21 protein-coding genes are annotated in these 18,574 nt (G+C 35.1%); 11 read left to right on the plus strand and 10 right to left on the minus strand.

Features of this window, described 5'->3' with window-relative positions:
• Positions 1-30: 30 nt before the first annotated feature.
• Positions 31-1,083, plus strand: a complete 1,053-nt coding sequence (locus HHU08_RS06350; RefSeq protein ID WP_169188055.1) for a sensor histidine kinase — start codon at positions 31-33, stop codon at positions 1,081-1,083.
• Between the two features lie 194 nt (positions 1,084-1,277).
• Here HHU08_RS06350 and HHU08_RS06355 read toward each other — a convergent pair whose 3' ends face one another.
• Complete coding sequence (locus tag HHU08_RS06355) at positions 1,278-1,850, minus strand: YitT family protein (RefSeq protein ID WP_016201882.1); 573 nt, start codon at positions 1,848-1,850, stop codon at positions 1,278-1,280.
• Positions 1,851-2,197: 347 nt separating this feature from the next.
• Here HHU08_RS06355 and HHU08_RS06360 point away from each other — a divergent pair, with 347 nt between their 5' ends.
• Positions 2,198-3,847 carry a M20/M25/M40 family metallo-hydrolase gene (locus tag HHU08_RS06360; protein ID WP_169188056.1) on the plus strand — a complete coding sequence of 550 codons (1,650 nt, stop codon included), beginning with the start codon at positions 2,198-2,200 and terminating at the stop codon, positions 3,845-3,847.
• Between the two features lie 173 nt (positions 3,848-4,020).
• On the opposite strand, the gene HHU08_RS06365 is transcribed toward HHU08_RS06360, so the two are convergent.
• Both HHU08_RS06365 and HHU08_RS06370 read right to left on the minus strand, forming a co-directional pair.
• Positions 4,021-5,019 carry an inorganic phosphate transporter gene (locus tag HHU08_RS06365; RefSeq protein ID WP_016201884.1) on the minus strand — a complete coding sequence of 333 codons (999 nt, stop codon included), beginning with the start codon at positions 5,017-5,019 and terminating at the stop codon, positions 4,021-4,023.
• A 14-nt stretch (positions 5,020-5,033) separates the two neighbouring features.
• Positions 5,034-5,651 (minus strand): DUF47 domain-containing protein, encoded by a 618-nt coding sequence (locus HHU08_RS06370; RefSeq protein ID WP_016201885.1) that lies wholly within the window; start codon positions 5,649-5,651, stop codon positions 5,034-5,036.
• 296 nt (positions 5,652-5,947) lie between these two features.
• On the opposite strand from HHU08_RS06370, the gene HHU08_RS06375 reads away from it, so the two are divergent.
• The 5 genes from HHU08_RS06375 to HHU08_RS06390 all read left to right on the plus strand — a co-directional run bounded on the left by HHU08_RS06375 (position 5,948) and on the right by HHU08_RS06390 (position 8,823).
• The gene (locus HHU08_RS06375) at positions 5,948-6,439 is read left to right on the plus strand and encodes a GNAT family N-acetyltransferase (RefSeq protein WP_040342801.1); all 492 of its coding nucleotides are present in this window, start codon (positions 5,948-5,950) and stop codon (positions 6,437-6,439) included.
• 62 nt (positions 6,440-6,501) lie between these two features.
• On the plus strand, positions 6,502-7,341 hold the full coding sequence (locus HHU08_RS06380) for an SDR family oxidoreductase (protein ID WP_101730392.1): 840 nt from the start codon (positions 6,502-6,504) through the stop codon (positions 7,339-7,341).
• A 135-nt stretch (positions 7,342-7,476) separates the two neighbouring features.
• Positions 7,477-8,307 (plus strand): aldo/keto reductase, encoded by an 831-nt coding sequence (locus HHU08_RS06385; protein WP_016201888.1) that lies wholly within the window; start codon positions 7,477-7,479, stop codon positions 8,305-8,307.
• A gap of 70 nt (positions 8,308-8,377) precedes the next feature.
• The gene (locus tag HHU08_RS25415; protein WP_263479830.1) at positions 8,378-8,512 is read left to right on the plus strand and encodes a hypothetical protein; all 135 of its coding nucleotides are present in this window, start codon (positions 8,378-8,380) and stop codon (positions 8,510-8,512) included.
• A gap of 56 nt (positions 8,513-8,568) precedes the next feature.
• Complete coding sequence (locus tag HHU08_RS06390; RefSeq protein ID WP_016201889.1) at positions 8,569-8,823, plus strand: GlsB/YeaQ/YmgE family stress response membrane protein; 255 nt, start codon at positions 8,569-8,571, stop codon at positions 8,821-8,823.
• 58 nt (positions 8,824-8,881) lie between these two features.
• On the opposite strand, the gene HHU08_RS06395 is transcribed toward HHU08_RS06390, so the two are convergent.
• A complete protein-coding gene (locus tag HHU08_RS06395) occupies positions 8,882-9,805 on the minus strand; it encodes an RluA family pseudouridine synthase (protein WP_169188057.1) in 924 nt (307 codons plus the stop codon).
• A 174-nt stretch (positions 9,806-9,979) separates the two neighbouring features.
• On the opposite strand from HHU08_RS06395, the gene HHU08_RS06400 reads away from it, so the two are divergent.
• Positions 9,980-10,387 carry a DUF5365 family protein gene (locus tag HHU08_RS06400; RefSeq protein WP_016201891.1) on the plus strand — a complete coding sequence of 136 codons (408 nt, stop codon included), beginning with the start codon at positions 9,980-9,982 and terminating at the stop codon, positions 10,385-10,387.
• Between the two features lie 80 nt (positions 10,388-10,467).
• Here the strand turns inward: HHU08_RS06400 and HHU08_RS06405 are convergent, their stop codons facing one another.
• The gene (locus HHU08_RS06405; RefSeq protein WP_169188058.1) at positions 10,468-10,941 is read right to left on the minus strand and encodes a thioredoxin family protein; all 474 of its coding nucleotides are present in this window, start codon (positions 10,939-10,941) and stop codon (positions 10,468-10,470) included.
• Entirely contained in the window at positions 10,938-11,384 is a 447-nt protein-coding gene (locus HHU08_RS06410) for a disulfide oxidoreductase (RefSeq protein ID WP_101730388.1), read from the minus strand. The genes HHU08_RS06405 and HHU08_RS06410 overlap by 4 nt, the downstream gene beginning before the upstream one ends.
• A gap of 213 nt (positions 11,385-11,597) precedes the next feature.
• On the opposite strand from HHU08_RS06410, the gene HHU08_RS06415 reads away from it, so the two are divergent.
• Positions 11,598-13,136, plus strand: a complete 1,539-nt coding sequence (locus tag HHU08_RS06415; protein WP_101730387.1) for a bifunctional GNAT family N-acetyltransferase/carbon-nitrogen hydrolase family protein — start codon at positions 11,598-11,600, stop codon at positions 13,134-13,136.
• 110 nt (positions 13,137-13,246) lie between these two features.
• Here the strand turns inward: HHU08_RS06415 and HHU08_RS06420 are convergent, their stop codons facing one another.
• Positions 13,247-13,492, minus strand: coding sequence for a YhdB family protein (locus HHU08_RS06420; RefSeq protein ID WP_101730386.1), 246 nt, complete (start codon positions 13,490-13,492; stop codon positions 13,247-13,249).
• 205 nt (positions 13,493-13,697) lie between these two features.
• On the opposite strand from HHU08_RS06420, the gene HHU08_RS06425 reads away from it, so the two are divergent.
• Complete coding sequence (locus HHU08_RS06425; RefSeq protein WP_169188059.1) at positions 13,698-14,696, plus strand: M14 family zinc carboxypeptidase; 999 nt, start codon at positions 13,698-13,700, stop codon at positions 14,694-14,696.
• Positions 14,697-14,724: 28 nt separating this feature from the next.
• On the plus strand, positions 14,725-15,057 hold the full coding sequence (locus tag HHU08_RS06430; RefSeq protein WP_016201897.1) for a DUF3889 domain-containing protein: 333 nt from the start codon (positions 14,725-14,727) through the stop codon (positions 15,055-15,057).
• A 201-nt stretch (positions 15,058-15,258) separates the two neighbouring features.
• Here HHU08_RS06430 and HHU08_RS06435 read toward each other — a convergent pair whose 3' ends face one another.
• From HHU08_RS06435 to HHU08_RS06445, 3 genes are read right to left on the minus strand one after another with little or no spacing between them, the layout of a single operon-like run.
• On the minus strand, positions 15,259-16,239 hold the full coding sequence (locus HHU08_RS06435; protein WP_101730383.1) for an ABC transporter permease: 981 nt from the start codon (positions 16,237-16,239) through the stop codon (positions 15,259-15,261).
• Positions 16,232-17,146 carry an ABC transporter ATP-binding protein gene (locus HHU08_RS06440; RefSeq protein WP_169188060.1) on the minus strand — a complete coding sequence of 305 codons (915 nt, stop codon included), beginning with the start codon at positions 17,144-17,146 and terminating at the stop codon, positions 16,232-16,234. The genes HHU08_RS06435 and HHU08_RS06440 overlap by 8 nt, the downstream gene beginning before the upstream one ends.
• A complete protein-coding gene (locus HHU08_RS06445; RefSeq protein WP_169188061.1) occupies positions 17,139-17,933 on the minus strand; it encodes an SGNH/GDSL hydrolase family protein in 795 nt (264 codons plus the stop codon). Before HHU08_RS06445 ends, HHU08_RS06440 begins: the two co-directional genes overlap by 8 nt.
• Positions 17,934-18,574 lie beyond the last annotated feature (641 nt).

Genomic DNA, 18,574 nt, shown 5'->3' on the forward strand with positions numbered 1-18,574 from the left:
CAGCAACTTAAAAATCATGTACTCAAAGGGATGCTTGATCGATTAAAAAAGGAGAAAGATCTTCAGGTAGTGTGTGGAATAGGCGAAATAATTCTCGTAAATGATAAATTTGAAGAAATAGTCGGAGAATCGAAAGAAACGATATTTTATTCAGGCTGTGGATGGGATGAATGGAAGCATCAATTAACAGCTCACTTTAAAGATGAGGAAGGGTTACTGCAGTACATCGAAGCATCGATTCAGGAAAAACAGAACAAGTCTTATAGTGCTTTCATGAAAGATGGGCGAGTTATTAACATTTATGCAGAGGAACTTTATAGAGGAGACGTCAAATTTGGGACAATCCTAGTTTATAGAGATATAACGAAGGAATATGAAGTCGATAGAATGAAGTCTGAGTTCGTAAGCACTGTAAGCCATGAGCTACGGACACCGCTAGCAAGTATTCTTGGATTTACCGAATTAATGATTAATCGAGAATTAAAAGTGGAAAAGCAGAAGAAATATTTACAGACGATATATGGAGAAGCGAAAAGACTGACATCCTTAATAAATGATTTCCTAGACATACAGAGGATGGAAGCAGGGAAACAAACCTATGAAAAGAAAAATATTGATCTTTTGCCAATATTGGAAAGAGTAAAGGATAATTTATCTATTAATACTCCCTCTCATATTATCCAAATTAACCAATTGGTAGAGGAAACGATGGTTATTGGTGATAAAGCAAAAATGGAACAGGTGATGGCTAATCTTTTAAGTAATGCTATTAAGTATTCTCCAAATGGAGGAAAAATTGAGATTAACATATATAAAGAGCTTGATCAACTACGTGTAGCTTTTAAAGATGAAGGTCTAGGAATACCAGAAACGGCAATGGATAAATTATTTACTAAGTTTTATCGAGTAGATAATACGGATAGGAGAAAGATTGGTGGCACAGGACTAGGGCTTTCCATTGTTCAAGAAATAATGAATGCGCATGATGGGAAAGTGATGGTTGAATCAGAATATGGAAAGGGAAGCACGCTTACACTTGTTTTTCCGCTCATCCATGCAATTCAAGTAGTGAGGAAGCTCTAGAAAATAAGCAAACATACTCCATCATGGTAATAGAAGATGATATTAGTTTGGGAGAACTAATTGTTCATGAACGAAAGGATAATGGCTTTCAGGTCGTTTATTATAAAAATACTCAAAAATCCTAAAATGATTGGAATTAAAATGCAAGTCTAGTAATTAAAAGGAGAGGCAAGAGATGCTTCTCCTTTTAATTACTAGACGGAAATTCTTTTTTTCGATAATAAAGTTGTAAAAATTGCTACACAGAAGATGGTTATAAACGATGCAATAAAAGTAGAAAACCCAACAATTTTATAGCCACTCAATAAAACAATCCCATCTATTAGAAAAATAATGACTCCTACCTGAATAGATAGAATGTTTGAGAGAACTTGGGCAAGAAGATCAGTCCCACCAGTGCTTGTCTCAAAACGAAGCATGAGACCAATACCTACTCCAATAACAACTCCCCCTAAAATCGCACTTAATACAACGTTCAATGAAAATAAATTCCTTAAAAAAGAAAGAATATCAATGGAAAAGGAAGAAATAAGAAATCCAAAAATACCATAAATAAAATATTCTTTGTTGTAAAACCAAACGAGTATATACAAAGGAATACTTAAAAGAATCATCGAAAGACCTGTTGGAATTCCATAGTGATAATGAAGAATAAGCCCAATTCCAATAATCCCTCCATCTAAAAGATGATGAGGTACTAAAAATCCATTAACTCCAATACCTATTAGTAAGCTCCCGACAAATGTAGCAGCGATTTTTTCTATCAATAAACATCATCCTAACTTTACCTTGTCCATTGTACTTATACCTATGTGTTAAACAATAAAAATAGAAGAGATTCATAGAGGGGAAAAAAGGAAAATTTTATCCCACTCTTAACGGGTGGTAAGATCCCAAGCTCAAGCTGCGGAAAATCGAGGAAGCTAAGGTGGTGCGAATCTTGCCTAATGGTCCAATAAGTGTAACTAACTCTCAGTGGAGGAAGAGCGAAGTTAACTTAATAAGAATCATCAAATAACTTAAATAATTATTTGAAAAAACAGAAAAATAAGTTGTCAGATAGGTAGAATAGCAATAAACTTAAATTTAATAAGAAAAATCAGGGGATGAAAGCATGTATAATCAATTATCATCTTTAAGGACGGAACAGCAAGTTGAATTGTTAACGAAACAACTTATTCAAATCGAAAGCTATAATGGAACTGCTGGGGAAGTAAATAAGGCTAACTATTTATTTGAAATAATTAGCTCTTTTCCTTATTTTCAAACACATCCAAATCATGTTTGGAAACAGGAATTGGATGGTGATAAACGGTTCAATGTATGGGCATATTTGCAAGGAAATACAGATAAAAAAGAAACGGTCATTTACCATGCGCATGTAGATACAGTAGGAATAGAAGATTATGGAAAGCTAAAAGATATTGCACATAATCCCGATAAATTAGCGGAGTTTTTCCAAGGGTACGAAGGGGACGAAGAGACTCGAGAAGATGCACAGAGTGGAGAGTGGATGTTTGGTAGAGGTTCTCTTGATATGCAAAGTGGAATAAGTATTCATCTCGTGAATCTTCTCTATTATATGAACAATAGAGAAAAGCTAGATGGCAATATTCTAGTTTTATTCAATGTCGATGAGGAGAATCAACATATTGGCATAAGAGGCGCGTTAGATGAACTTGTTCGTCTTCAGCAAGAAAGAGGATTAAGCTATGTAGCGGCTATTAATAATGATTTTATTTCTCCTTTATATAATGGGGATAAAGCAAAATATGTATATTGTGGCGGAGCAGGTAAGTTATTGCCGTGTTTTTCGATCCTAGGAAGAGAGGCGCATGTTGGTGAAAGCTTACTTGGTATTGACCCAACGTTAATCGCTTCAGAGATTAATCGAAACATTAATCAGAATTTTTCGCTAGCCGAAAAGCTGGATAATGAATTAGTGCTGCCACCTAGTTGTTTATTCATGAAAGAAAATAAGCAAAGCTATAATGTGCAAACGCCTCTTAGTACCAGGATGTATTTTAATTATTTTATTTATAAAAAAACACCAAGTGAAGTTTTAGTCGTCTTAAAAAAAATTGCCGAAGCAGCATGCGCAAAAATAGAAAGCGAATTAGCTGAGAACTATTTGGCATTTCGGAAAGCGAATCAGCTGCCAGAACGCTCGGTTAATTGGAAAACAGATGTGATAACTCTTCAAGAATACATGGACTATTTAAAAAAGAGTGGAGAGGAACCAGAAAAGCTGTTGGAATCTTTACTAGTTAGCTTACCTGAGGATTTAGATGATCGTCTAAAAGCTTTTGCATTAGTGGAATCCTTACAGCAATTAGATCCGGAAAAGAAGCCTCGCGTTATTCTCTTTTTTGCTACACCATTTTTACCATCTAATACGTTACAAGAGGATGAAAAATCTGTTTCTTTAAAAGAAGCACTTAAAGAAGTATTACACGAATCGGAAGAGGAATATAAGGAAGAATTTCCATTAAGAGGATATTTCCCTTATTTATGTGACGGAAGCTTTTTAGCATTTAATGGAGATCAAGCAGAGATTGAAACAGTAAAAGCAAATTTTCCAGGAATGCATACGTTATTTCCAATAGATCTTGAAAAAATGAGTAATTTAAATATCCCTGCTTTAAATATTGGTGTCTATGGAAAAGGTGGGCATAAATGGACAGAAAGGGTATATAAGCCATACACATTCCAAACCTTGCCATTGCTTATAAGAAAGGTTACAGAAAGATTGCTTTCGCTTTAAATACAAAAAAATCTTTACCCAATTTGGTAAAGATTTTTTTGTATGACTAGATTATTTAATAATAATAAGTTATTAGAGATACTGAGCAGTCTCACCGCTCGTCCCACGGAAAGCGGTGAGGCCGCGGGTAAATAGCACTAACCTTTATAATGATATTTATACAAAAAAATTACTTAAAAAAAGAAGTGCAAGATATAATAACAAATTGCAGCTATGCTAGCTGAAATTGGTAATGTAATTACCCATGTAATGAGCATTCTTTGTGCTGTTCCCCATTTAACCCCTTTTAATCGGTGTGATGAACCAACACCTAGGATTGAAGAAGAAATAACATGAGTTGTACTAACTGGTAAGTGGATTAAAGTTGACCCAAAAATAATCATTGCGCCTGTTAGGTCAGCTGCAACTCCATTTACTGGGCGAATTTTCATGATGTTTCCACCTACTGTTTTAATAATTCTCCATCCACCAACAGATGTTCCTAGACCCATTGCAGCGGCACAGGCAAACTGTACCCAAAACGGAACTTCATCTGTTGTAACATAATTATTAGCTAATAAAGCCATTGTGATAATCCCCATTGCTTTTTGGGCATCATTTGTACCATGAGTATAAGACTGCAATGCTGCCGTGAATATTTGAAAATAGCGGAAGCGTCTATTTGTTTTTGTTAAGTTTAAATCTCTAAAGAAAAATTTAAAGATCGAATAAACAATATATCCAACGATAAAGGCGATGATTGGTGAAAGAATCAATGCCTGAATAATCTTAATAAATCCAGTGTAATTAAGGGAAGCAAATCCGGAAGATGCAATAGCAGCTCCAGCGATTGATCCAATAATGGCATGGGAAGAACTACTTGGTATCCCATAATACCATGTAACTAAGTTCCAGATAATAGCAGCGATTAATGCGGCAAGGATAACTAGTGATCCATTTGTTAAATCAAAAGGATTAACTATTCCTTTTGTAATCGTCTTTGCAACACCTGTAAATGTCATCGCACCTATAAAGTTCATACATGCTGCCATAATAATCGCATGTTTCGGTTTTAAGGCTTTTGTTGACACTGCAGTTGCAATTGAGTTGGCTGTATCATGGAAGCCATTGATAAAATCAAATGCTAATGCAAAGACAACGATTAATATAGTAAGTATTAATAGTGTATTCATTGGAAAAAGACTCCTTACGCGTTCTTCATAATAATACTCTCAAGTGTGTTTGCAACACTTTGACAGTAGTCAGCAATATCCTCAAGATTTTCATACACTTCTTTATATTGGATAATGCGAATAGGATCTTTTTCTACAGAGAATAGGTTTTTAATGGATTGACGTAAAATGCCATCACATTTAGATTCATGGTCTTTAATTCTAATCGCATATTCTCTAATTTTAGGTAATTTTTTGGTTGTAAGCAGATCCACTGCTTTGTCGATTTCAACTGCACAATTCTTAATTTCTTCCACAAAACGAAGCATGTATTCGTCAGCGCTAATGATGTTGTACATTTCAAATAGTGCTGCCGTATGCTCAAGGCCATCTAATACATCATCCATGCTCATTGTAAGAGCTAGAATGTCTTCTCTTTCAATGGGAGTAATAAATGCTTTATTTAATTCTGTGATAACTTCATGAACATATGTATCACCTTTTGTTTCAATTTCCTTCATTGTTTCAGAAAAAGTTTTTAAATCGCTAACGTTTGTTAATTTATAGTCAGCAAAAAAATCTGCTCCTTCTTTTAAATTTGAAGCGATATTTTTTAACATAACAGCAAACTTATCTTGTTTTTTAAAAACCATTGCGGTTACCTCCATTAATATATAACAAAATATGACTAAGCCTTACATATTGTATAGGAAAGTTGTCGAATATCCTAGTATTTTATAAAGAAATTTACAAAATCTTAATATTTGGTTTACAAAATTTTAAGAAAATAACATTACATTTTTACAAAGTTCGCACTAATTTAATAATTATCGTCTATTTACAGAGATAAAATCGTAACAATCTGCTTCTCTGCCCATAAAGTGTCCAATTTATTGTTTCAGAATATAGTAATAACATAATGTCCAAGTAAGGAGGAAGAAAATTGTTAATGGATGATACTATTTTGATACGAAAAACCCTAGAGAAGGATCTCGCCTATGTGATAAGTACTGAAAATGATCCCACAAATAGTCCTTATATATTACAATGGTCATTACAGGAACATAAAAAAGCGATATCAACTGATTCTAATCTCTTACATTTGATTGTTCTAGACAAAGCATCGGAAAAACCAGTTGGTTATGTCTTAATTAATGGACTGGAAGATGAAAGTAATAGCATCGAAATAAAAAGAATTGCCTTTTCCGAGAAAGGGAAGGGATATGGAAGAAAAATGCTTCAGTTAATAAAAAAATGGGCTTTTACCGAAAGGAAAGCAAATCGGTTATGGATAGAGGTAGTCGATCATAATAATCGTGCAAAGTCTCTTTATGAATCAGAAGGCTTTAAGATAGAAGGATTACAGCGCGAAGCAATAAAATTAAACGATAACTACCAATCCATCTATATGATGTCCATGTTAAGTAGTGAATATAAGTAAGTGGAATGTTTAAAGGATTGACGAATAATTAATGCCATATATATGAAGGAAAAGGTGAAACAGTGGAGAAGAAAGTAGTCCTAATAACAGGTGCAAACAGTGGGTTTGGTAAATGGATGGCACTAGAGTTTGCAAAAGCAAATTATACAGTTATAGCATCAATGAGAGATAGAAATAAAAGCAAACCATTAATCGACATCGCAACTAAAATGGGGGTAATGTCCAATATTGAAATTATTATTTTGGATATTACTTCCGACAAATCAGTTGAAAACTTAACATTATATTTACAGGAATTTGGACGAGTAGATTTGTTAATAAATAATGCTGGTTATGCTGGAGCTGGTTTTTCAGAGGAAATACCCATCCAAGAATATCAATTGCAAATGGACACAAACTTTTTTGGGACAATTCGTGTAACACAAGCTGTTCTACCGTTTATGAGAAAACAAGGTCAAGGAATGATTATTAATATGAGCAGCATAAGTGGAGAAATCGGATTTCCTGGCATGTCCCCTTATGTATCCTCTAAATTTGCATTAGAGGGATGGAGTGAGTCCTTAAGATTAGAATTAGCACCTTTTTCAATTCCTGTTATCCTCATCGAACCTGGTTCTTTTCAAACAAATATTTGGACAACAGGGAAAAAAGTTACGGAGAAATCCACCTTGGCGACATCACCATATTTTACTTACATGAATCAGTTAGATACATATTTACAAAAAAATAGGCATAAGGATGGAGATCCAAGGGAGCTAGCTAGAAAAGTAGTTGCTATTGCTCAAAAAAAACAGCCCAAAATGCGTTATGTAGTTGGAAAAGGAACGAAAAGTACTATCCTTGTTAAACGCATTATCCCGTGGAAATGGTGGGAGAAAATCGTTCTATTTATCTTAAAATAAAAATATATTAGGAAGTAGTCGCTTATTGTTAGCGACAGTATATAGAAGTTTCACTTTATAGTGCAATCATATTTATAGAGAAGCATTCAAATAAGTGTTATTATATGGATAATTCTGATTTTGGGGGTGTTTTGTTTGGTCTATAGCATCGAACAAAAAGTAAGGCTACATAATGGAGTAGAGAAACCACAATTGGGTATCGGAGTCTTTAAAGTAGAAGAGGGAGATACGGTTTTTCATACCGTGCAAACTGCTTTGGAACTAGGTTATCGTGCTATTGATACTGCTGCTATTTACAGAAATGAAGAAGGAGTCGGAAGAGCAATAAAAGAAAGCGTTGTCTCTAGGGATTCCCTCTTTATCACCACAAAAGTTTGGAATGAGGATCAAGGATATGATTCGACACTAAAGGCATTTGAGACAAGTTTAAAGAAGCTTGAATTAGATTATCTTGATTTGTATTTGATACATTGGCCAGGAAAAGATAAGTATGTTGAAACATGGAAAGCGCTTGAGAGATTGTATGAAGAAGGAGCAGTTAGGGCGATTGGTGTAAGTAATTTTCATGAGCACCATTTAGACCATTTACTTGCAAATGCAAATGAAAAACCAACTGTTAATCAGATTGAGCTACATCCACGACTTTCTCAAGAAAATTTAAGAGAATATTGCAAGAAAAAAGATATCAGAGTGGAAGCATGGTCCCCGATTGCGAAAGGTCGGTTAGTAAATGAACCTACCCTTAATTATATTGCCAAAAAGCATGGGAAAACCCCAGTTCAAGTTATTTTGCGCTGGCATCTACAAAATGGACATATTATTATTCCTAAATCCATTCATCCTGAAAGAATCAAGGAAAATGCAGAGATATTTGATTTTCAACTAAGCTTAGTGGAAATGGATCAAATAGATCAATTAAATATGAATGAAAGACTTGGTAGTAATCCAGATGAATTGCTATTTTAATTTAAATTAGTGTACCTGTAAAACGGGACAAAAAAAGATCTACCCTATAATGAATAGGTGTAGATCTTTTTTGTTCGGAACCATTTGTATGAATATTCATGAAACAATGAATCTTTTGTTAGGTTTAAAAGCAGCACAGGGTGGTAAATATAAGTACAAGCAGATAGAGAAGATAACCGTACGGGATAATAAAGCTGCAGCATGAATTCTTCCCTGTCTCATGAAAAAAATAAAACACTATAATAAAAAGGAGTGTTAAATATGGGATTTTTATGGTCATTAATTATAGGTGGTATTATAGGATGGTTAGCAGGCTTAATTGTAGGTAAAGATATTCCTGGCGGAGTGATTGGAAATATCATTGCTGGTTTTGTTGGTGCATGGTTAGGTTCATTAATTCTTGGTGATTGGGGTCCATCGATTGCTGATTTTGCTCTAATTCCAAGTATTATTGGAGCTGTTGTCCTAGTATTTATTTTAAGCCTGATTATGCGTGGGATGCGTAAAACAACATAATGGATAATAAAAAAGGGAAATGAGCTTTTTTAAGCCATTTCCTTTTTTTTTTGAAAAACTATTTCAACAACTCTTCCCAGTCGTCATCAGGGAAAATAGGTGGGCTGTCCATTGGAGGGGCAAAGACGGTAATTTCTTCCCCAGAAATAGGGTGGATGAATTGAATTTTTACGGCATGCAATGCTTGGCGATGAAAAATTGGTTGGCCACCGTAAAGTGTATCGCCAGCAAGCGGATGATGAATGGAGCTCAAATGAACTCTAATCTGATGGGTTCTACCTGTGTCTAATGTGCAAGATATAAGCGTTAATCCTTGATTAGGCAATCGATTCATTCGTTTGAAATGCGTGATTGCATTTTGTCCCGTTTCTGAAATTCTTCGGCGGCTACTGTGATGTCTGTCCTTCCCAATAGGCTTATTAATGGTTCCTTTTTTCTGCGATAGGAATCCTTGTACAAGTGCGATATATGTCCTCTTGATTTTTCTTTCCCTCAACATATAATCAAGCATATTAGCGACTAAATCGTGTTTGGCAAAAAGAATACAGCCAGTTGTATCTCGATCCAATCGGTGAATATGCTTTAATTGTCGTTCTTCTCCATTCATTAACAAATGATAGGCAACACCATTTAATAAAGCAGAAGCATCTTCGGGAGAATGAGGATGTGTATCTATCCCATCTGGCTTATTAACAACGAGAAGAAAGTCATCCTCATAAAGAATGGAGAGATCCATATAGGTCGGAATAATGTCATTTGGCTCCTGCTGAAAGAGCTTAATTTTTAAAATATCTTCCTGCTTAAGCAACGTATTCCAAGGAACATTTTGGTTATTTACCTGTACTTTTTTCCCCATTTTAGATAAGTGGATTTGTTTTTTTGAAGCTAATAAAATTTGTGAAAATAATGCCTCGATTGATAAACCTTCCCATTGGAAAGGGATTTTAAGCAGTAGCCAGTCTCCTTTTCTTTCAAATAGCATATATAAATCTCCTTTATCTTTTTGTGTCATAATTATAAAAGTGTCTTAAATCTAACTTAGTTATCATATCATGGTTTTAATTACCACAGAAATGGTTTTGAGGGATATGTTAGACTAGGGTTATTACTTTGTGTAGTGTAAATTTATAAAGAAATAAAGAGGGTGTTTCATTTCATGAAAGTTGTTTTTGCATCAACACCAACACAAGAGGAAAGAATTAATGAACTGGTTCAGACCTTTTATTCAAAGATATTTCCTTTCTATTTTTCAGACAAGGAAATTAATAAGTTCGAGCGATTGAAGGTTCTTGCTATCACTCCTGAAAAAGCACAGTTATTAAGTACGTTAAAAACATCTTATCAAGTTATTGCAAGTTTGCAAACCCTTGTGAATATACTGGAGGATCCAGAGAATAAATGTAAATATAAGCATTTATTCGAAAGAAATGTACAAATATTAGAGGACTTAGATATTTTCTTCCCATTTGATTTAGCAAATTTTAAAATTGATGTTAATGGAAATTCGTACAATCAAGCAAATTTTAGTATGTATGCAGAGGCGAATAATCAGTATTTACTATAATTTATTCTTAGTTGCCTAGGTTCCTAATTAATTGAAAAATAAGCCACCGCTGTTATCAGAAACTGCGGTGGCTTATTGCTTTATTTAGTAACACTATATTCCTCTAACCATTGTTTAAATACAGCAGGCTCTCTGTAGCCGTTGATTCGACTTACTTCTTCTCCATTTTTGTACTGAACAATTGTTGGCGTGGATTCAATATTGTATTTATCCCAGCCTTCTTCAAATTCCCATAAGTTATATTGATCGATGGATACATTTAATTCTTCAGCAAGTGGCATTAGTTCTAGTGTAGTCTGTTTGCAGTACATACAATCTGAGCTAAAGAAGTAGACGGTAACATCTTCTTCCGTTTTTAATTTTTCCTCTAGTTCACTAGGAAGAATAATATTCTGGTAATTTGGATCATCTAATAATTCAATTGTTTCAGGTTTTAAATTATCTTTTTTATACATATTGCCTTCTACAGCTTTTTCTTTTTGCATATTAGATAAAAAGGCTACCCCTGCAAATAAAATAATAATAAAGACTAAGAAAAATATTACTTTTTTCATTCATTCATCTCCTTTGTTTTTTTCCAAATGATAAGGCTGCAAGAAAAAATAATGATAAAGCCAATGAGTGCCATAAAGGGGATGGTTATAAACCCTAACCAATTTATGTATTCGCCTGTACAAGCAACCGGTCCACATGCAGCAGCTGCTTCAAAGATGCTAGCTAACTTTTGGAGCGAATAGTGATAAATGGAAATACATGCACCAATACCAGAAAGAATCATGGTGTAAAAGGTGATTTTATAATCCTTTCGTATCACCGCAATCCCTAAAATAATTACAAACGGGTACATTAATATCCGCTGATACCAGCATAAAGTACAAGGAACAAACTCTCTGATTTCTGAAAAATAGAGGCTGCCGAACATGCTAAGGACAGCTGCAATCCATGCTAAATATAAGATGTTCTCTCGGGAATCCTTTTGCTTTGTTTTTTCTTTCATACGAGTCTCCTTTACTGTCGTTTATTTACTACTAAAATTAATAAAGGTATTTTCACTATAGAAAAAGTATAAATGTATTCGGAATTGATGTAAACAAACTAGATTTCATTAAAGGAGATAGATTATATCTGAAAAAAATGGGGAAATGTAGAAATAGTAAATAGAAAGTAAAATTTCTTTAAAGAAGAGACATTTATAAGGGAGTCAAATAGTATGCCAAAATTGGATTTATCAAGATTTGAAAAGAAATTAATTATCCGAAACACTGATTATCAGGATATTGATAAGATTATGAAGCTGCAAGCAGAGTGCTTTCCAGGCATGGATCCTTGGAAAAATGATCAATTAAAGAGCCATATTGATATCTTTCAGGAAGGACAATTTGTGGCAGAGTATGATGGAGAAATAATCGGTTCCTGTTCTAGCTTGATCATTAACTTTGATGAATATGATGCCCGCCATACATGGGATGAAGTGACAGATGGTGGATATATAACAAACCATAATCCAGATGGCTATAATCTTTATGGAATAGAAGTAATGGTAGATCCAGCTTATCGGAGAATGAAAATAGGTCATCGTCTTTATGAAGCTAGAAAAGAGTTGGTACGACGTTTAAATTTACAAAGTATTATCATTGGCGGTAGAATTCCAAATTACTATAAGTATGAAGATCAAATGACGGCAAGAGAATATGTGCAGGAAGTTCTGCATCATAAAATATACGATCCGGTCTTGTCTTTTCAATTATTAAATGGATTTACGCTAATGCGAATTAATCCCAACTATTTGCCAGACGATGCACAATCGAAAAGTTATGCAACGATTATGGAATGGAATAATGTCGAATATATGCCAAAATCCAAACGTTTTTTCAAAAGCAGCTATCCGGTGCGTATTTGTGTCGTTCAATATATGATGAGGCAAATATATAGCTTTGAAGATTTTGCCAACCAAGTGGAGTATTATACAGATGTGGCCTCTAATGCAGAATCAGATTTTGTTGTGTTTCCAGAACTGCTTACTTCTCAATTAATGTCATTTATGGATGAACGTGTTCCAAGTACGGCCATTAGAAAGGTAACAGAATATACCGAGCAATATATTGAACTTTTTACGAATTTAGCGATTCGTTATAATATTAACATCATCGGAGGTTCCCATTTTGTGAAGGAAGATGATGAAGAAATTTATAATATTGCTTACCTTTTTAGACGAGATGGAACGATTGAAAAACAATATAAATTACATATAACTCCTAATGAACGGAAATGGTGGGGAATAAGACGAGGAGATGCGATTAGGGTTTTTGATACAGATTGCGGAAAAATCGCGATTCAAATTTGCTATGATATTGAATTTCCAGAGCTTGCTCGGATTGCAACAGATATGGGAGCGAAAATTATTTTTACCCCATTTTGTACAGAGGATCGTCAAGGATATTTACGAGTACGCTATTGTGCACAAGCAAGAGCAGTTGAAAATCAAATTTATACGGTTATTGCTGGAACTGTCGGCAATTTGCCGCAAACAGAAAACATGGATATCCAATATGCACAATCGGCAATCTTTGCACCATCCGATTTTGAATTTGCACGAGATGGAATTGTTGGCGAAACCAACCCTAATATCGAAATGGTCATGATCGGGGATGTAGACTTAGAAATATTAAGGAGACAACGCCAAAGAGGAACTGTCCGCCAATTAAAGGATAGAAGATTTGACGTTTATCGAATTGAATATAAAAAGTAAGGGGTATGAAAATGAGTCATATTTAAGGCTCCGATTCTAAAATTTAGAGGTTTATCTACAGACTGAAACCACGGCCGAAAAGCCGTGGTTTTTTGGTGGAATTCTATAGATTACATTGTGGTTGTGTGAATCCATTCATCTTCTACTAAATCGTTGGCGTGATCGATGTAGCGTAATAATGAATATAAATGTTTTTCTATGACAGAATAATCATGTTCAAAGTTGTAGGCGTGTAGAAATTGTTCGATTTTTTTTGAGAGAAAGTTATCATGGGTTCTTACCATTAGTATAAGAAGATTATCCCACTCTGATCGATGTGTATAATATAGGGCTCGATCATAATCTGATTTATTCATTTTAATGCCTCCTTTTGTGGGAAGGAGATGATTATATTATATGACGAAAGAGAAGAATGTTACTCACTAAAAGTTGGCTATATTGATTTAAAAGGATTTTCTATTTTTACCTGTATAATTTCGTGTAAAAAAAGGGAGAAGAAATTGACTGTAATATGAATAAGGAATGTTCCACATTCACAATATAAACAAAAAAGGGGTTATTATGAAACGGCGACTTATTATTATGACAATCATCGTATTGCTACTTTCTATCTATCCAAAGGAATATCGTGCAGATTCAGTTATTGATGTGAATAAAGAGTATACATACGAAGATTTTCAAGAAGATGTTTGGATTTTGAAGAGTAAATATAAAAAGCAGTTACAGGTGCATACGATTGGAAAATCAGAATTTGGGCGGAAGATTTACGCGGTTCAAATAGGTACAGGAGAAAAAAGCGTTCTTCTTTCTGGTGCCCATCATGGAAGAGAATGGATAACTTCTTTGTTAACAATGAAAATGACAGAAGATATTGCAGCAACAATGAAAAATGGAGACAACTTTCTCGGTTCCTATTCCATTTGGATTGTACCGATGATTAATCCGGATGGAGTCACGATTCAACAAGGGAAAATTAATAAATTCCCGTTTTTTTCTAAAAGAAAAATTAAGAAGATGAATGGTGGTATAGATGATTTTACGCGCTGGAAAAGTAACGGACTAGGAGTGGACCTTAATCGACAGTATCCGGCTGGATGGGAGTATTTAAAGGATTCAAAAAAAGAGCCTTCCTATAAAAATTATAAAGGTAAGGCACCATTTGAGGCAGCAGAAGTACAAGCGATTGTAAAGTTAACAGAAAAAATTAAACCAACAATTGCTGTAGCTTATCATTCGTCTGGGCAAGAGATTTTTTGGCAATATAATAACGGTGTTAATGAGGAAAGAGACCAAATGATTGCAGAAGTTCTCGCAAAAGAAACAGGATACAAGCTGGGGACACCTAACAAAGATGCAATTGGGGGTGGATTTACAGATTGGTTTATTACTACCTATCATTTGCCAGCTTTTACAATCGAAATATGTCCATTGGTAGACGAGCGCGATCCTTCCTTAATTAATTTTTCAAATGAATGGGCAAGAAATAAGGCCATTCCAAGAACACTGATAGAGGAAGCAAAAAAAATAGATGCGGTACATAAAAAAATGTTAGGGGACTAATAATAAGAAAAAAATATTGGAGGTATTTATGAAAACTAGATCTTTATCCATTCTTATTGTTAGCGTGACGGTATTAATTATGGCATTTATGTTTCCGTCCCATAATGTAGCTGTACAGGAACTGGATTATAAAAAATTCGGCTCCATCGCAATTGCTGTTGTAAAAGCAGATTATCCAGAAGAGTCTGTAACAGACTATAAATATTTAGGACGAAAAAAAATATCAGCACAAGAGGAACAAGATTCCTTTCAATTTGTAGTGAAAGAGGATGGAAAGGAAAAAAACGTTATCGTTACTATTAACCATAGAACACAAGATGATAAATTTATCTCGCTAGTAGTAGAAGAAGCAAATCCTTAAAAAAAGACCGAAAAGGTCTTTTTTTAAGGATTTTTTCGCAAAGTTTGTTTGCGATAACCCGCAGCCAGAATACACTTCGCCTCCGGGGTCTCAGACTGTCTCGCTAATCCCCGTGGCGTCTTCGTGTATTCCGGCTGCTCCATTTTTCCAACTCATCCATCTTTTTGATTAAATAACAAATACTTTAGAAAACAGTCTTTTTTAATAAACATCTTTCTTCGTAAATACAAGGAAAGAGATAATAATCCCAGCTACACCCCAAATAGACAGTACAATAAGGGAGAAGGGAAGGGACATTCCTTCAATGGGAGGAATATTTCCTTGGAGATAATCTGTTAGACGCAAGTTTACCATGAAAAAGTACTTTGCTGCCTCCCAAGAAGATGCAATCGAACTAATGATGGAACCAGAAATCAAGAATGCAAGCATGGCCCCCATTCCCGCTGCTGTACTTTTAATAAGGACGGAGAACATAAAGGAAAGGGTACCTACTACTACCGATACAAACCAACCGAGCCCAAAAATCATAAGAATGTATTGCCATTGAGGGATTAAATGGACATTGGCTGTATTTAATTCACCAGCCTGCACTGTAAACCCAGTTAATATGGGGGCTGTCCAACCCGCATATCCAAAGAATAGCCCGGAAATAAGGTACGAAAATAACCCAAAAATAAATAAGATAAAGGAAACAGATAAAAGGAGCGTGATATATTTACTTAACAGGATTTTCCAACGCCTTACTGGTCTTGTCAGTAACAGCTTAATGGTGCCAAGACTTTTTTCAGAAGAAACCATATCAGCTGAAATAATCATGACCATTAAAGGAAGAAGCAACTGAATCGAATTATCTAAAAACACGCGCAAAAAGGTTGGAGCACCTGGCTCTTGTGGGTTAATGTTGTTATCAAGATAATATTGACTTTGATCAATTCGAACCTTTAATTGGGAGCGGAATTCTTCGGAAATCCCACTTGAACCAATTCGGTTTTGCATATCAACGATAGATTGTTGTAGAGTGACACGCCAATCCGTATCTCCAATTCTTTTTTTGACGTTTTCCATTTCGCGATGCTGTGCATACGTAAACATTGTTATCATGATTCCGATGATTATCGTTACAACTAATAATCGCTTACTTTTAACGAGTTTTAGCATTTCATTATAAATAAGTTTATTCACCGACGGAGTCACCTCCTGTGAGCTCTAAGAATAGATGCTCAAGAGATGGAATTTGTCGATTCATTTCTTTAATATCTACATTAGCTTCTATCAATAATCTACTCCACTGAGAAACTTCTTCTTCGATGTATGGAGTAATCACAACATCCTCTCGTACTGTGACAGAAGGAGCAAGCTTTTTCAAGATTTCTAGCCCTTTTTCTACAGGGGTAAATCGCCAAATTAACTTCTCGTTTTGGGTTAGTAAAGTATGTACTGATTCAGTATGGATGATTTTTCCGTCTAAAATAATGGATACACGATCACATAAAAGTTGAATCTCACTTAATAAATGGCTGGATACTAATACACTTAGCCCTTCTTCCTTCGCAAGAAACCGAATAAATTGCCGCATTTCTCTTATACCAGAAGGATCTAATCCATTAGTTGGCTCATCTAGTATTAATACTTTCGGCCGGCTTAATAGTGCTTGACCAATTCCAAGACGTTGGCGCATCCCGAGGGAATAAGTTTTTACTTTGTCGTGAATACGATCAGTTAACCCAATTAATTCAACAACTTCTGTTATTCGTTTATCGTCTGTATTTGTTAACATCCGAGCAAAATATTGCAGGTTTTCCCAGCCAGTTAAATACGGATACAACTCTGGATTTTCTACAATGCAGCCTAAGCGCTCCATTGCCTTTGAAAAATCTTTTTTAACCTCGTATCCACAAATGAATATTTGACCAGATGTTGGTTTGATTAATCCAGCTAGCATGCGAATTGTAGTTGTCTTTCCAGCCCCGTTTGGTCCAAGAAAGCCGAAGACTTCTCCACTTTTTAATTCAAAGCTAATGTTTTTAATAATATCTCTTTTTCCAATTCTTTTCGTTAAATGCTGAACAGATAGTGTAATGTCACTCATTGTCATTTACCTCCCAGGAGATAAGGGATGCCACACGTTCAGCCATTAGCTGATAGCCCTTTTTATTTGGATGAAAATGGTCAGAATATAAATATTGCTGAACATTCTGCTGGAAAATATCATAGGTTGGGACAAAAATGGTTTGGGCATAATTAGCACATATCTCCGCTGTGGTATTATTCCAAGTGCGAACTACTTGAGAAGTTAATGCACGATTGTCTAGATCATTAAAAGGATTGTATAAGCCCATTAAATAGATGGGTGCATCTGCATTAATGGAGCGAATAGTTGTTAGTACCGTCTGCAATTGTTTAGAATAGGCTTCCATTAATTTGCTTATGGAATCTTCTTCAATCTCAGTAAGGGATTGGCCACCTTGAAAAAGATCATTCCCTCCTATCGTTATAAAGAGAAGGTCAGCATTTGCTGTTTGTCTTTGTATTTCCTGACCTGTTAATTGCTCGGCTAATTTATCTGTCGTTAATCCTTTTATTCCATAGTTGGTAATCTTGATTTCTTCTTCGGTCTTTTCAGCCAGGGCTTCCTTTAGATAACCAATATATCCTTTTCCGGTATCATCACCTGTCCCTCGCGTGAGAGAATCACCTAAAGCTAAAAGGTGGACGCCATCAGCTTTTATTTCTTTCTGATTCTCGGTATTTGTTGTTTGGGGCTTTTCAGCTGGCTGATTAGTATAATCAACTAGAACCCATCCTAAGCCGATTATCCATAATAAACAAACGATGCTTGATAATGTTAATATTGAAACGGTTAAGTTTTTTCGCAACGCTGAACCTCCTATCAAATGAAATTTTTCACAAAAATGGAGAGAAATAAACCTATCAATCGTTAAACACTTTTCTATTTTCATTACACCAGATCCCAAAAGAAGAAGGGAATAGAATTATTTTTTAAAAGGTATCAAAAATAGAAGTGGCCAACCAAAGAAGATAGCCTGAAAGAGGAGATGAAAAAGGGTTGTTTTTAATGAAGGCTGTTTTTGTAAAGTTTGTTGCTATTACCCGCAGCCGGAATGCACTTTGCTTTCCGTGGGGCTAAGCTTAAGCCTCCTCCGCTTCGCCTCCGGGGTCTCAGACTGTCTCGCTAATCCCCGTGGCGTCTACGTGTATTCCGGCTGCTCCATTTTTTTAACCAATTCTTTTTTCCTATTGAAATAACAACAATTTTTTAGAAAAACTCTCATGGCGGCGTTACCCGCCGCCACCGTCTATCATGAAAACTTGCTCCTATCCCATGATAGAAAGTCTAAACCACTTAACACCTGACCATAATTAATAGTACAATACGACCAGTCCGAAGACTGTTTGGTGGATCAATACAAGTTGATACCCCGTTAGAAAAACTGGTTGTGACAGTTTAAAAGAACCGTCTAATGTGTTTATAAACACGAATACAAAAATTTTGTAT

It is taken from the genome of Niallia alba (assembly GCF_012933555.1).
Lineage (GTDB): Bacteria > Bacillota > Bacilli > Bacillales > Cytobacillaceae > Niallia > Niallia alba.

Excerpts from the sequence above, each read along its gene's own strand:
- HHU08_RS06350 (WP_169188055.1), top strand. The coding sequence starts at position 31 with ATGCTTGATCGATTAAAAAAGGAGAAAGATCTTCAGGTAGTGTGTGGA.
- HHU08_RS06410 (WP_101730388.1), bottom strand. The coding sequence starts at position 11,384 with ATGAAAGAAAAAACAAAGCAAAAGGATTCCCGAGAGAACATCTTATAT.
- HHU08_RS06390 (WP_016201889.1), top strand. The coding sequence starts at position 8,569 with ATGGGATTTTTATGGTCATTAATTATAGGTGGTATTATAGGATGGTTA.
- HHU08_RS06420 (WP_101730386.1), bottom strand. The coding sequence starts at position 13,492 with ATGAATAAATCAGATTATGATCGAGCCCTATATTATACACATCGATCA.
- HHU08_RS06400 (WP_016201891.1), top strand. The coding sequence starts at position 9,980 with ATGAAAGTTGTTTTTGCATCAACACCAACACAAGAGGAAAGAATTAAT.
- HHU08_RS06395 (WP_169188057.1), bottom strand. The coding sequence starts at position 9,805 with ATGCTATTTGAAAGAAAAGGAGACTGGCTACTGCTTAAAATCCCTTTC.
- HHU08_RS06430 (WP_016201897.1), top strand. The coding sequence starts at position 14,725 with ATGAAAACTAGATCTTTATCCATTCTTATTGTTAGCGTGACGGTATTA.
- HHU08_RS06405 (WP_169188058.1), bottom strand. The coding sequence starts at position 10,941 with ATGAAAAAAGTAATATTTTTCTTAGTCTTTATTATTATTTTATTTGCA.
- HHU08_RS06365 (WP_016201884.1), bottom strand. The coding sequence starts at position 5,019 with ATGAATACACTATTAATACTTACTATATTAATCGTTGTCTTTGCATTA.
- HHU08_RS06375 (WP_040342801.1), top strand. The coding sequence starts at position 5,948 with ATGGATGATACTATTTTGATACGAAAAACCCTAGAGAAGGATCTCGCC.
- HHU08_RS06360 (WP_169188056.1), top strand. The coding sequence starts at position 2,198 with ATGTATAATCAATTATCATCTTTAAGGACGGAACAGCAAGTTGAATTG.
- HHU08_RS06370 (WP_016201885.1), bottom strand. The coding sequence starts at position 5,651 with ATGGTTTTTAAAAAACAAGATAAGTTTGCTGTTATGTTAAAAAATATC.
- HHU08_RS06415 (WP_101730387.1), top strand. The coding sequence starts at position 11,598 with ATGCCAAAATTGGATTTATCAAGATTTGAAAAGAAATTAATTATCCGA.
- HHU08_RS06425 (WP_169188059.1), top strand. The coding sequence starts at position 13,698 with ATGAAACGGCGACTTATTATTATGACAATCATCGTATTGCTACTTTCT.
- HHU08_RS06440 (WP_169188060.1), bottom strand. The coding sequence starts at position 17,146 with ATGAGTGACATTACACTATCTGTTCAGCATTTAACGAAAAGAATTGGA.